Origin of the sequence: Romboutsia sp. D33t1_170424_H2, assembly GCF_015669105.1 — a bacterium.
Taxonomy (GTDB): domain Bacteria; phylum Bacillota; class Clostridia; order Peptostreptococcales; family Peptostreptococcaceae; genus Romboutsia_C; species Romboutsia_C hominis.
Window position 1 is genome coordinate 15,495 of the sequence record NZ_JADOZQ010000007.1, and the last position, 12,630, is coordinate 28,124.

Genomic DNA, 12,630 nt, shown 5'->3' on the forward strand with positions numbered 1-12,630 from the left:
TTTGAGTATATCCAATCTGCACTTTTTTATACTTTTGCATTTGAATTTTAAATTACTTTATATCACACATAAGAATTCTATTTTTAATTTGTTTATAAAAAATAGAAATTTTTTTATTTTGTTACAATAAAAAAAGAAGGTTTTACCTTCTTTTAAATTTCTTTATTATTCACTGTTCTTTCTATCATAAAGTTTTCTGCTTTTTCAATATGCTCTTTAGCATATTTCTTAGCAAGTTCATTATCTCCCTTTTTTATTGCATCTACAATAGCTTTATGTTCATCTATTATATTTTTCACTGTTTCATAATCAGCTATGTATGTCTCTCTAAATCTGTATACTTGCTCCCATAAAGAATTTATCAACTGATGAAGTTTTTTATTGTTAGTTGATTTAAATATACACTCATGAAATTCTACATCTTTTTTAAGAAGGGCATCAACATCTGAGCTTTTAGCACTTTCTTCAAATTCTTTTGCTATTTTTTCAAGTTCTTTTATATTTTCTGGATTTATTCTTTCTGCTGCTAAAGATGATGCTAACCCTTCTAGTGTTGCTCTTATTTCTAATACGTCTATTATATCTTTTAATGACATATTAGCTACATAAGCACCTTTTCTAGGTAACATAACAACAAGCCCTTCTAACTCAAGTTTTCTTATAGCTTCTCTAACTGGAGTTCTACTTACGCCTAACTGTTCTGCTAGCTGAACCTCCATTAATCTTTGTCCTGGATTTAACTTTCCTTCTACTATTGCTTCTCTAAGATTTTCAAATACTACATCTCTTAGTGGCTTATAATCATCTAGATTTAATTTAGTTAAGTTATCCACAAATTTCAACTCCTTTTTCACTACTGCTTACAACATATACTTGAGAATATTGCTGTAATAGTATGTCTTTACACTTTAGTGCATTTTCAGATTTATCAAATAATCCAAATACTGTAGGTCCACTACCACTCATCATAGAACCTAAAGCACTATTAGCCATCATTATTTCTTCTATTCCATTTATTTCCTTATGAATTTTACTAGTTACATTTTCTAATACATTTGACATATTTTTTGATAAGGAATCTATATCCCCTTTTTCTAGACACTCAATTAAAAGTTTATTATTAGGTCTATTTTCTATATTATTTAAGTCTAAACCTTGATATACATCTTTTGTAGACACAAATAGGTTAGGCTTACATATAAGTATACTTATATTTTTAGGCAGCCCTTTTATGTAACTAAGTTTTTCTCCAATTCCTTCTGCTAATGCAGTTTTCCCAGAAATACAGTATGGAACATCTGCTCCTAACTTTAAACCTAGCTCCTGTAACTCTTGCTCTGTTAAATTTAATTTCCATAGTTTGTTAAGTCCAACTAATACTGCTGCTGCATTTGAACTCCCACCTGCCATACCTGCTGCTACAGGTATATTTTTCTCTATAAATACCTCAATCCCTTTATTTATATTGAATCTTTGCCTTAAAAGTTCAATAGCTTTGTATACTATATTGTCATTATCTAGTGGTATATGGCTACTATTACTCTTTATAACGACGTCATTTGTATCTAATTGCTTTATCTTTATAACATCATACAAGTCAATTGTCTGCATTATCATTTCTACTAGATGGTACCCGTCGTCTCTTTTTCCTAGCACATCTATAGATAGATTAATTTTTGCTCTACTTTTTAATTCTATAGAATTCATCATATCCTCCTTGTATATAGTATAATGTATTCTCAGCTATTAACATTATACTACAAAAAATAAAATAATAGGGGATTGTCCCCCCTATTATTTTATTTTTTACAATATATTTTAATCTGCTAAAACGACCTTCTTTTCTAATATTAAACATTTTCCTGGTCTTAATGGTTCATCAACTTTTATCTCATTAACCTCTGCTATCTCTTCCTCTGTAGTATTATATTTCTTAGCTATATTCCAAAGACTATCTCCTTCTTTGCATATATAAACTATTATACTTGGAGCCTTAGATAAATCATAAATTCCTAAATCATCACCTTTTATTATAAAACTTTCTGATTTCTTATCTATACCCTCTATAAATCTCTTTATTTTCATATTAATATCTATTTCATCTCTATTTAAGTCTACATCTATTTTTTCTATACTAACTGTATTAAATACCTTACAAGTATCTGTTAATCTATCTATCTCTATATCATGTTCAAAAGGAATTTCTTCACTTATTCTATAAACCATTTTTAGCCCTTCCACTGGAACATAAAGAATATCTACTCTTACTATACCTTGGATAACACTCTTGTTATCTTCTATATAAGCATTTTCTATTGATATTGATGGACAAACACTAACTATATCCTTTATTTGTATATCATCTTTATCATTCTTTATGCTTTCTTTTACAACAAAATTTTCTGTTCCACTGTATAATATTTTATTTACATCTATAGCTCTATGATCAAATTTTAGTATTTTTTGAGGAGAGTACGCATCTTGTAATACCTCTCTCGTAGTTTCATCTGTTACTTTAACTTTACTACTAACTGTGCAATCTATATCTAGTATACCCGTATTACTATCTCCATTTTGCTTAAATGTATGGTTAAAATCTCCCATAAATAACATAGCTTCTTCTTTCATACCATCACAAGCTCCAGGAACCTCTATAAATTGTGTAAAATCTATACCAATTCTATCTAACTCTACTAGTTCACCATCATATGTACAAGCCAACGGGTTTACTTCTAGTACCCCACCAACGATTACTTTATTGTCTGCTATCCTAGTTTCTTTTATCCTAGCATTTGGATTTAAACTTATTATAGATTGTATTTCTTCTGTATTAACATTTATAGTATCCCTTATTACACTTTCTGTTCTCTCTATACCTATAATGTCTTGATAACTTATCTCTTTTCTATGTTTTTGTATCCCTTCAACTTGAGATACATCTTTAACTATATCTAATCTCTTTTTGTCAAATAAGCTACCTCTTACATTCATAAGAGCACCAACTTTTATCTTTCTTTCATTCATAATAGTACAATCAACATGTTCAATTTCAGGATATAACATATATTCCATGTCTTGGACTATATTATCCTTTTCTATAACTTCATTTATATCAATTCTTCCATCTACACTAGAAACAGTATTTTTATCATCTGTTATATATATTACATTATAGTTGAAACTTCCTCTACAATGTATTTTGCCATCTGCCACCTCTATTTTTTTAATTGCTATGTAACCTTCTGTTTTTATAATGTCATATACATCTGCTTTTTTATCTGGTACAACTACCTCTGATTCTATAAACGTTTGAAATTTACCGAAGTCTATTCTATTATCTACTTTAATTACATCTTTAATTAATTCCATCTTCGTCCCCCCTGTATTAAATAAAACTATCACACTATATTTATATTTAAGGAACAAAAAAAAAATTACACCTATTTTTGATAGGTATAATTTTAACTTACACTTAATTTATCTTGATGTTTAAATACTTTCAACTTTACGTTAGATGTTAATAAATCAGAGTAACTGTAAGATACTCTTGAATAACCATTTGCTTCGTCATATATTTTTACGACAAATACACTTGGATAAACATTTTCTAGTATCCCCTTCTTAGTAACAATCTGTTTTCTTCCCTTATTTGCCTTAAGTAAAATCTTTTTACCTAAGTGCCTCTCTAAGCTAGTTCTTATATTATCTAGCGTTTGAACAGTGGCCATAATATCACCTTCTCTTAAACGATTATATGTTTACATAATATCACATTTAAGAGGTTTTGTCAAATGTTTAAACTAATTATTTTATATATTTTTGATAAAAAAGTCAATAGTATTTTTTAAAATATACAATATAATTTGATATTATTTTTAATAAATTATAGACTTAGGCATAGCCCATCTAAATTTACCTCTTGTTTCTGACCCGCCTATACCCTTCATACCTGTAACAGTTTGCTCTATTACCTCTTCTATTGGTACTATAGTATCTATTCTTGAGCAAGCTATTTTTTCTACCACAAAAACTGGATCTAGAGCATGTATCATTATTCTCCCTGGAGAGCTTGCATAATTTGCTCCTGCTTTGATTAACTGTTCATAATTTGACTGGCATGCTCCAGCAAATATAACTAAATTATCTAGATTAGGTTGCCACTTTCTAGCTTGTTTTACTGTTTTAATAAAATTCATAGAGTTTTTATAATTGCTTAAATCTGTAGTGTTACCTTTTTTAGAAGTTAAAGCATCATGACCAGTGATTACAAGTATATCTGGATTATGTTTTTCTAACAGTGCTCGTACTTCTTTATACTGATTAGGCTCTGGTATAGCAATTCCGACTGCCGGTATTCCTAACTCTGTATAAACATCTAAGCATAGTTTTAGATATTCTTTATCTCCATCAATTTGAAGGACCTTTCCTGGCATACCATAAACATTTGTATTCATTTGTAATTTCGGAACTGCCCTATTCATCTTTTTTTCTCTTTCCTTTGCTTTTCTCATTGATTGAGATATTAAGGACTCTACATTTTTATCTAATAAAACATCTCTTATATTTGGTAATCTTACTGCCTCTAAATCATCTATTGGTGCATCAGCTAATATTCTAAATGCTACTCCTTTTAATATTGCCACTTTTTCATTTTTTTCATCTATGCTAAAAGCTATTATTTTAAATACTATATCTTTCCCATATGATTTTCTTACTACTATATCTCCTATATTCATATTCGTCCTCCCTAATAACTGTTATCTTAATCTATATTATGTTCGATACTTTTTTTTGTTCCTTAAGAATAAAAACATTTTATTGTTGAAAAATTGGAAAGATAATGTTAATATAATATTAAACAAATGCTTATCGATATAAGCAAATATTTATTTCAGGAGATAAATATGACTGATAGAGAAAAAGAAATTTTAGATATTTTGAAAGAAAATCCTATGATTTCTCAACAAGAACTAGCGGATAGACTATCTATAACTCGTTCTTCCACTGCAGTACATATAACTAACCTAATGAAAAAAGGTTATATCAGGGGAAAAGGTTATATATTAAATAAAAGTAATTATGTAACTGTAATCGGCGGTTCTAATATGGATATTCAAGGGTCTACTAACTCACCTCTTGTTATGTTTGACTCTAATCCAGGTAAGGTTGATATATCTTTAGGTGGTGTCGGAAGAAATATAGCTGAAAATATGTGTAGATTAGGGGTAGATACTAAGCTTATTTCTGCCATTGGAAATGATTTATATGGAAATAAGATACTATCAGAATGTAAAGGACTTGGAATAGATGTTGAAGATTGCTTTGTTTCCAATGAAATGCCGACTTCAATATATGTTTCAATATTAAATGATTCTAATGATATGCAAGTAGCTATATCTCATATGGACATTTTAGAAAAAATAGATACTTCATATATAAACTCAAAACATCAGTTTATTAATGAGTCATTAGCAATTGTAATAGATACAAATTTATCTAAAGAGGCTATAGAATATATAACCTCTAAGTATTCTCATATTCCTATATTTGTTGATACTGTTTCAACAGCAAAGTGTATGAAGATAAAAGATATAATAGGACGATTCCACACTGTAAAGCTAAACAAACTTGAAGCCGAAGCTTTATCTGGAATAGAAATAAATAATTTAAAAGACTTAGAACTTTGTTCTAAAATCCTATTAGATCAAGGAGTAAATAAAGTATTTATTACACTTGGAAAAGATGGTGTATTTTCTGCAGCTAAAGAAAATTCCATTAAATTAGATGGAGTAAAGGTTGATATAGTTAATGCAACAGGGGCAGGAGATGCATTTACAGCTAGTTTAGTGTATTGTCATATGAATGATTTTGACCTAGAGTATACAACTAAATTCTCTGTAGCATCATCAATAATAGCGCTATCACATAAAAATACAATAAATCCAAATATGTCTGTAGACAATGTTGAAAAAATACTTAAGGAGATGATTTTATGTTAGAAAAATATTTACAAGTACATCCAGAAGTTAAAAAAGCTATAGAAGCAGGGGAACCAGTAGTTGCATTAGAGTCTACTATAATTTCTCATGGTATGCCATATCCTAAAAATGTAGAAATGGCAAAAAACGTAAGTAAAATAATAAGAGAAAATGGAGCAGTTCCAGCTACAATTGCTATCATAGATGGTGTGTTAAAAGTTGGCCTTACTGAAGAAGAAATAGAATTCTTAGGAACAAGCAAAGATGTTGTTAAAGCTAGTAGAAGAGATTTACCTTTTATTATATCTAAAAAATTAACTGGTGCTACTACAGTAGCTACTACTATGATATTAGCTGATCTGGCAGGAGTTAGAGTATTTGCCACTGGTGGAATTGGTGGAGTTCATAGAGGAGCAGAAAAAACTTTCGATATATCTGCTGATTTACAAGAATTAGCTAATACAAATGTTGCTGTTATATGTGCAGGAGCTAAATCTATATTAGATATAGGTTTAACATTAGAATACTTAGAAACTAACGGTGTACCCGTAGTAGGATTTGGTACAGATGAATTCCCTGCTTTCTACACAAGAAGAAGTGGATTTGGTGTTGACTATAGAGTAGATTCTTCTATGGAAGTTGCTACTGCTTTAAAAGCTAAATGGGACTTAAATTTAAAAGGTGGTATGGTTATAGGTAATCCAATACCTACAGAACACGAAATGGATTATGATACTATAACAAATGCTATAGAATCTGCTTTAAAAGAAGCTGAAGAGAAAAATATAGCAGGTAAAAAAGTTACTCCTTTCTTATTAGATAAGGTTAAGACAATAACTGCTGGTAAGAGTTTAGATTCTAACATAGAGTTAGTTTATAACAATGCAAGAGTTGCAGCTCAAATAGCGAAAGACTTAGCAGACATAAACAACTAATATAGTACCATTAGATTATTATTGACTTAGGTATTAAAACTATTAATTTTATAATAATAATATATCTAATAGTTTATTATACTTAAAATGCACATTAGTAAATAATGTGCATTTTGTTATGTTATAGAATTAAAATTTTCTACATTATCAAACTTATTGTACTTGGAAAATCATATTACTTCATATCTAATTCTTCTTTAGCTAATTTAGGTACGTCGTTAATATTTACTTCCTCAAAACTATCAACCCCATAGATATCTTTTTTCTCTCCAGTGCCTCCAACATGTACACATATATATGCACCTTTCTTCAAGTTTTTATCTGCATAAAAACTTACCTTAATTGACTTACCTTTTGTGTTATAGGCTGTTGTTTCATATTTGTATATCCAAGGATTTTTTTCTTTGTTATTTTCAATCTCACCATCTTGTTCTATTTTTACAAAATACTTATCAGTTCTAATTGATGTTCTCATTTCATCTAAAAAAAAAGGATCTTTGTTTATCTTAACCCCCATATATATACCTAGTGTTAAGATACCTATAATAATTATACAAATCAAATTTTTAAAATAATTCTTTTCTTTTTTCAAAATTATTAACTCCTTTATTATCTATTTTTCCTTTATTTGATTAAAATATATTATTATTGTTAAATCAATATATTTTATTGTTTTTCAATAAATAATATATATTATCAACTAGATATAAAGTTACGAAAATAAAAAAGAACATATAAATATATCAATTATAAACAATCTTCTGCAAACATATTTAAAGCACTAACTAAAAAAGGTTACTCCAATAATTCAAAATCATCAGAGTAACCTACATATTAATCTTCTTTTAAGTTAGGTATTACTTTTTTTATTTCTTCTATTTGATGCCATGTTCTTTCTAGACTGTTTTCAGATATATAGCTTTTTACTTCACTTAAGTTTGTAAATTCCTTTACTGATAAGTCATCCTCTTCGTTCATGTATCTTAGAATAAACATAAATTTACCTTACTTTCCACAACACTTCTTATATTTCTTTCCACTTCCACATGGACAAGCGTCATTTCTTCCAACCTTTTCTTCTTTAACAACTGTCTTAGATGTCTTGTAAGCTTTTTGTAATTCTTTTCTCTTAGCTTCTGGTAATATTTCATTCCAGCCTGGTAAGTTATATAACCAATGAGCTTCTACAGCTACCATATTGTAGTATAACTTTTCCCAATCTATATCTAATTTTATAGTGCTATCTGCTTCTATAGTTTCTAATGTTATGTCTTCTTTTAAACTTTCACTTATTCCATCTATGAATCCCATGAAGTATTCAACTGATGTATTGTACTTAGCAGCTAACTCGCTAACTACACCTTCTACAACTTCTTGCTTATTGTTTAATAACTCGTTGTATATTGAAGCTTCTACCTTTAAATAATCTTCCCAGAACTTTACTTCTGCTTCTTGACTTTCATGGTTATCACTTAAGTTTCTCCATTCAGTATATAAACTCATACGTTTTTCCTCCTAAAACCTTCTATAATATAATTATTAGATTAACTCTTCTATTATATCACAATTAAATAATTCTTTTAATACTTTTATAGCATACTCTTGGTCTATAAAGAAAGGGCTACTTGCTATAGTTATAACTTTGGCACCTTTTATTAATTCCTTTATTTTAGATACTCTCTTATCATAAGAAATATACTCCATATCTTTAGAAAATATGTCTAAATCTATATCTAGCACATACTCTCCTTCTATATCCATTTCAAATCCATAAGAACTATCAATTATTATTACTTCTGAAAAAATATTGTGCTTTAATGCTGGCTGTATAAAGTTACCTACATTAAGTACTTCATTTGTATATCTAAATACATCATCAAGACTATTCATATCTACATTGTAATTTTCAGGTTCCCTCATATCTTTATGTTGGTCTACATGCACTAATTTACAACCTTTTTTAAACTTATTTGATTTTAAGCTATTTATCCAAAAATAAAGAGCATGGTTGTGGTTATCGAAAATATAAATGTCCTTATCTTCTTTTTTATAAAAAACCATATTTTTAAGACCCTTAGCCTTTATCTCTTTATCTTCATCAATCTCATTAAACACTATTTCTTCACCAACAGCAACATCTTCTAAAGTACCTTCGATTAATGAAGGTACAAATATACTTTTATTACTTCTTTCCTCATAAGAAAATATATTATTTCCCATTGGTCTATCTATATAAAATCCTTTGTATCTATCCATAATATCTCCTTTTATTTTAATTTATTGTCTAAATTATTATACTATATAGTTTACATTTTTTTATTTTCTAATTACCTACCTTTTATCTTACACTAATGTAATCAATCTGTTATCTGTACGTAAGGCTTTTTTTGTATATTTATCTTATAATATGTATATAGAAAGAACAACTTATTTAAATTTTAAAATATCAATTATTTAACATAGACTATTAAATATTTTAGGAGGAATTATAAAATGATAACATTAATATCAACAACAATATTTTTAATACCTTTAGCTTTAACATTTTTAGCTTACGCAACAACTAATGGTTTTTGTGTTAATCCTATGCAATATAATACTGAAGAAGATTCTATAGACTTAATAAATCTAAATAGTGTTTTATCACTAAGTTTTGATAATAACTTATAAATTAAAAAGTGAAGTACTTCAAGATTATTAAATAATTTTGAAGTACTTCACTTTTTTAGATTATATAAAAATATTTCATATAATTTATCAAATACAATATTTTTTATTTAACGAATAAATTCCAAGGATGTTCTTGTGGCGGTTCACAAACAAACTCCATTCTTTCCTTTGTCGTAGGATGGTCTATTTCTATTTTATGAGACCATAAAGCTATTTGTTGTCCAACTTTATTTACATCTTGTCCATATCTTTGGTCTCCAAATAGAGGGTGTTTTCTACTTGAAAATTGTACCCTTATTTGATGAGGTCTTCCTGTTTTTAAGTCTATTTCAACTAAACTAAATTTCCCCTTAGTACTTAAAGTTTTATAACTTAATTCAGCATTCTTTGCTTCTTTATGGTCTTTTTTTACTACACTAACCATATTAGTTTTCTTATTCTTATAAAGATAATCTTTTAAAGTATCACTTTCTTTATTCATTGTTCCATGTATAACTGCCCTATATGTTTTTTTAAAAGTTTTAGTTCTTACTTGATCAGATAATCTTGAAGCAGCTTTTGATGTTTTGGCAAACACCATAACCCCACCGACTGGTCTATCTAATCTATGTACTAATCCTATATAAACATTCCCTGGCTTGTTATACTTTTCTTTTACATATTGCTTTAAAAGATTTACCATATCTTTATCATTTGTATCATCACCTTGAGATAGTATATTTACAGGTTTTTCTACTACTAGTAAATGGTTGTCTTCGTATATGACTTTAATCATTACTTAGACTCCCATCTTCCAAATATACCACATGGTAATACCTTCCCATCTTTAGATGCAGGTATACCTATTTCTCCACCATATATTTTTCCACCTTTAGCTTTCTTAGCTACTGTAGCATCTAATATATGTTCAAGTATTATTGGTGATAATCCTGTTGTATATGAGTTTATTAAGAAGAATAAAGGTTTGTCTGATAATACTTTTGTACATAATTCAACTAAACCATATAACTTATCTTCTATTTGCCATACTTCTCCCTTTGGTCCTCTTCCGTATGAAGGTGGGTCCATTATTATAGCATCATATTTATTTCCTCTTCTTATTTCTCTTTCTACGAATTTAACAACATCATCAACTATAAATCTTACTTTTCTATCTCCTAAACCTGATGTATGTAAATTTTCTTTAGCCCAAGTTACCATACCTTTAGATGCATCTACATGGCATACTTCTGCCCCTGCTGCTGCACAAGCTACTGTTGCTCCACCAGTATATGCAAATAAGTTAAGTACTTTTATTGGTCTACCTGCATTTCTTATTTTATCCATTGACCAATCCCAGTTAGCTGCTTGTTCTGGGAATAATCCTGTATGCTTAAATCCTGTTGGACTTATATTAAACTTTAATTCTTTGTAGCTAACAGTCCATTTCTCTGGGTACTTTTTTTTATGCTCCCATTGTCCTCCACCTCTACTACTTCTGTGGTAGTGTCCATGAGGATTTTTCCATAATCCACTTTCATGTGGTATTGGCCACATAACTTGAGGGTCTGGTCTTCTTAAAACTATATCTCCCCAACGTTCTAATTTTTCCCCGTTACCCATATCTATAAGTTCATAGTCTTTCCATTTATCTGCTAATAATAACATTTATGTCCTCCTAAAATTTTTATTCTTAATCTATGTATTATATCATATATTTAACTAATATTTTCGGTATTTTCAATACTTTATATACTTATTCTTATGTATATATAATTTTATTTTTTATTAATTTTATTTAGTTTCCTAGCATATTCTATATAATAATTGATTTTTAATAGGGGGCGATTTTATGATGAGAAATTCTCAAGTTGGATACAACTGTATATATAATTTGTTGCATGTAAAATTTAATGAAGATTTTGGGAGAGATGGAAAATTTTCATACGATTTACAGTATCCTTCTTTTTATGCTTTTAAAAATACATATTTTAAGGTTAACCCTTCTATACTTTCCCAATTAAATAGTACTATAAAGGCCAATGTCAATGACTTTAAGGAAGGAACCTTAAAAGAAGAAGAAGAAATGGATAGAAAGTTTAATATTATGTCATGCTATGCTGTTACATTTAATAAAAACTATGTACTAAGCTCAATATTAACACTTAAAGGATTTGTAGAAAATGAAGGCCTACTTTATAACCAACTTAATAATTTTAATATTGACTTAAATAATGGAAAAACTATCTACCTTAGAGATATTTTTAAAGAAAATGTTGATTATATAACACTTATTACTAACTATGTTAATTATAAAATAAGTCAAAATAGAGATTTATATTATGAAAACTACGATTTATATATTCCAGAAGATCAGGCTTTTTATATAACAGATGACGGAATCGTTATATACTTTGAGTTAGATGAGATAGCACCTAAAGATATAGGAGTACCTAAGTTTAAAATGTCCTTTGAAAAATTTGCCCCTTACATTAATCCTAGGTTCTTTTGTTCTCCTCAAAATATTAACACTTTAAATAGTAGACACTTTAGATATTACCTTAGAAAAAATATGTAATTACAAAAAGAGTATGACGAAGTCATACTCTTTTTAAATAATTTTTGTGATTCTTAATGAGTAAATCCATATTTTTTATTTTCTTGTTTTTTACCATGAACTAATACATTGGCATTATTTAAATCATTTATAGCCATTTTTAAGTCTCTTATGAATAATTCAGCCATATCATGACTTAAGTCTGCTCTACATACTATACGTTGTATTATTGTATTTTGTAGATTAATTGGTAATGGATATGCTGGTATTTGCCATCCTTTCATTGCTAATCTATCTGCTAAATCATATAATGTCCATTCTACATTTACATCATCTTTTAATCTATAACATACTATTGGTAAATTTTCTCCATCATTATAGATTTTGAATAAACCAGTAGCTTCTATTTCTCTACTTAAATACATTGCAACATCTTTTGTACGTTGATGTATTTGTCTATATCCTTCAAATCCAAGACGTAAGAAGTTATAATATTGTCCTATAACTTGAC

16 protein-coding genes are annotated in these 12,630 nt (G+C 28.3%); 4 read left to right on the plus strand and 12 right to left on the minus strand.

Annotated elements, in window-relative coordinates; translation table 11 throughout:
* Positions 1-152: 152 nt before the first annotated feature.
* The 5 genes from I4U66_RS09390 to yabG all read right to left on the minus strand — a co-directional run bounded on the left by I4U66_RS09390 (position 153) and on the right by yabG (position 4,736).
* A complete protein-coding gene (locus I4U66_RS09390; protein ID WP_092921534.1) occupies positions 153-833 on the minus strand; it encodes a GntR family transcriptional regulator in 681 nt (226 codons plus the stop codon).
* Positions 826-1,707, minus strand: coding sequence for a 4-(cytidine 5'-diphospho)-2-C-methyl-D-erythritol kinase (gene ispE / locus I4U66_RS09395; RefSeq protein ID WP_195928789.1), 882 nt, complete (start codon positions 1,705-1,707; stop codon positions 826-828). Before ispE ends, I4U66_RS09390 begins: the two co-directional genes overlap by 8 nt.
* A gap of 111 nt (positions 1,708-1,818) precedes the next feature.
* Positions 1,819-3,369, minus strand: a complete 1,551-nt coding sequence (locus I4U66_RS09400; RefSeq protein WP_092921538.1) for a DUF3794 and LysM peptidoglycan-binding domain-containing protein — start codon at positions 3,367-3,369, stop codon at positions 1,819-1,821.
* Positions 3,370-3,461: 92 nt separating this feature from the next.
* Positions 3,462-3,728, minus strand: a complete 267-nt coding sequence (locus tag I4U66_RS09405) for a Veg family protein (protein WP_092921540.1) — start codon at positions 3,726-3,728, stop codon at positions 3,462-3,464.
* Between the two features lie 147 nt (positions 3,729-3,875).
* Complete coding sequence (yabG, locus tag I4U66_RS09410; protein ID WP_166506123.1) at positions 3,876-4,736, minus strand: sporulation peptidase YabG; 861 nt, start codon at positions 4,734-4,736, stop codon at positions 3,876-3,878.
* 168 nt (positions 4,737-4,904) lie between these two features.
* On the opposite strand from yabG, the gene I4U66_RS09415 reads away from it, so the two are divergent.
* Together I4U66_RS09415 and I4U66_RS09420 are read left to right on the plus strand one after the other, a co-directional pair.
* Positions 4,905-5,999: a PfkB family carbohydrate kinase gene (locus tag I4U66_RS09415; protein ID WP_166506124.1), complete on the plus strand. Its 1,095-nt coding sequence runs from the start codon at positions 4,905-4,907 to the stop codon at positions 5,997-5,999.
* Entirely contained in the window at positions 5,993-6,913 is a 921-nt protein-coding gene (locus I4U66_RS09420; RefSeq protein ID WP_092921546.1) for a pseudouridine-5'-phosphate glycosidase, read from the plus strand. The genes I4U66_RS09415 and I4U66_RS09420 overlap by 7 nt, the downstream gene beginning before the upstream one ends.
* 175 nt (positions 6,914-7,088) lie before the next feature.
* On the opposite strand, the gene I4U66_RS09425 is transcribed toward I4U66_RS09420, so the two are convergent.
* From I4U66_RS09425 to I4U66_RS09440, 4 genes are all read right to left on the minus strand, one after another.
* Complete coding sequence (locus I4U66_RS09425) at positions 7,089-7,505, minus strand: YxeA family protein (protein ID WP_092921548.1); 417 nt, start codon at positions 7,503-7,505, stop codon at positions 7,089-7,091.
* Between the two features lie 242 nt (positions 7,506-7,747).
* Positions 7,748-7,909 carry a hypothetical protein gene (locus I4U66_RS09430; protein ID WP_092921550.1) on the minus strand — a complete coding sequence of 54 codons (162 nt, stop codon included), beginning with the start codon at positions 7,907-7,909 and terminating at the stop codon, positions 7,748-7,750.
* Between the two features lie 9 nt (positions 7,910-7,918).
* A complete protein-coding gene (locus I4U66_RS09435; protein ID WP_092921552.1) occupies positions 7,919-8,416 on the minus strand; it encodes an SEC-C metal-binding domain-containing protein in 498 nt (165 codons plus the stop codon).
* A 36-nt stretch (positions 8,417-8,452) separates the two neighbouring features.
* Positions 8,453-9,169 carry a UPF0489 family protein gene (locus I4U66_RS09440; protein ID WP_092921554.1) on the minus strand — a complete coding sequence of 239 codons (717 nt, stop codon included), beginning with the start codon at positions 9,167-9,169 and terminating at the stop codon, positions 8,453-8,455.
* Between the two features lie 237 nt (positions 9,170-9,406).
* On the opposite strand from I4U66_RS09440, the gene I4U66_RS09445 reads away from it, so the two are divergent.
* Entirely contained in the window at positions 9,407-9,583 is a 177-nt protein-coding gene (locus I4U66_RS09445; protein ID WP_176698619.1) for a hypothetical protein, read from the plus strand.
* Positions 9,584-9,686: 103 nt separating this feature from the next.
* Here the strand turns inward: I4U66_RS09445 and I4U66_RS09450 are convergent, their stop codons facing one another.
* Positions 9,687-10,358 carry an RluA family pseudouridine synthase gene (locus I4U66_RS09450; RefSeq protein ID WP_092921556.1) on the minus strand — a complete coding sequence of 224 codons (672 nt, stop codon included), beginning with the start codon at positions 10,356-10,358 and terminating at the stop codon, positions 9,687-9,689.
* Positions 10,358-11,230 carry a class I SAM-dependent methyltransferase gene (locus I4U66_RS09455; RefSeq protein ID WP_092921558.1) on the minus strand — a complete coding sequence of 291 codons (873 nt, stop codon included), beginning with the start codon at positions 11,228-11,230 and terminating at the stop codon, positions 10,358-10,360. Before I4U66_RS09455 ends, I4U66_RS09450 begins: the two co-directional genes overlap by 1 nt.
* 184 nt (positions 11,231-11,414) lie before the next feature.
* On the opposite strand from I4U66_RS09455, the gene I4U66_RS09460 reads away from it, so the two are divergent.
* Positions 11,415-12,140, plus strand: coding sequence for a DUF3298 and DUF4163 domain-containing protein (locus tag I4U66_RS09460; protein ID WP_092921560.1), 726 nt, complete (start codon positions 11,415-11,417; stop codon positions 12,138-12,140).
* Positions 12,141-12,193: 53 nt separating this feature from the next.
* Here the strand turns inward: I4U66_RS09460 and I4U66_RS09465 are convergent.
* Positions 12,194-12,630: pyridoxal-dependent decarboxylase (locus I4U66_RS09465; RefSeq protein WP_243240043.1), on the minus strand; the 437-nt coding region annotated here is incomplete at its 5' end.

Excerpts from the sequence above, each read along its gene's own strand:
- ispE (WP_195928789.1), bottom strand. The coding sequence starts at position 1,707 with ATGAATTCTATAGAATTAAAAAGTAGAGCAAAAATTAATCTATCTATA.
- I4U66_RS09400 (WP_092921538.1), bottom strand. The coding sequence starts at position 3,369 with ATGGAATTAATTAAAGATGTAATTAAAGTAGATAATAGAATAGACTTC.
- I4U66_RS09405 (WP_092921540.1), bottom strand. The coding sequence starts at position 3,728 with ATGGCCACTGTTCAAACGCTAGATAATATAAGAACTAGCTTAGAGAGG.
- yabG (WP_166506123.1), bottom strand. The coding sequence starts at position 4,736 with ATGAATATAGGAGATATAGTAGTAAGAAAATCATATGGGAAAGATATA.
- I4U66_RS09415 (WP_166506124.1), top strand. The coding sequence starts at position 4,905 with ATGACTGATAGAGAAAAAGAAATTTTAGATATTTTGAAAGAAAATCCT.
- I4U66_RS09420 (WP_092921546.1), top strand. The coding sequence starts at position 5,993 with ATGTTAGAAAAATATTTACAAGTACATCCAGAAGTTAAAAAAGCTATA.
- I4U66_RS09430 (WP_092921550.1), bottom strand. The coding sequence starts at position 7,909 with ATGTTTATTCTAAGATACATGAACGAAGAGGATGACTTATCAGTAAAG.
- I4U66_RS09435 (WP_092921552.1), bottom strand. The coding sequence starts at position 8,416 with ATGAGTTTATATACTGAATGGAGAAACTTAAGTGATAACCATGAAAGT.
- I4U66_RS09440 (WP_092921554.1), bottom strand. The coding sequence starts at position 9,169 with ATGGATAGATACAAAGGATTTTATATAGATAGACCAATGGGAAATAAT.
- I4U66_RS09445 (WP_176698619.1), top strand. The coding sequence starts at position 9,407 with ATGATAACATTAATATCAACAACAATATTTTTAATACCTTTAGCTTTA.
- I4U66_RS09450 (WP_092921556.1), bottom strand. The coding sequence starts at position 10,358 with ATGATTAAAGTCATATACGAAGACAACCATTTACTAGTAGTAGAAAAA.
- I4U66_RS09455 (WP_092921558.1), bottom strand. The coding sequence starts at position 11,230 with ATGTTATTATTAGCAGATAAATGGAAAGACTATGAACTTATAGATATG.
- I4U66_RS09460 (WP_092921560.1), top strand. The coding sequence starts at position 11,415 with ATGATGAGAAATTCTCAAGTTGGATACAACTGTATATATAATTTGTTG.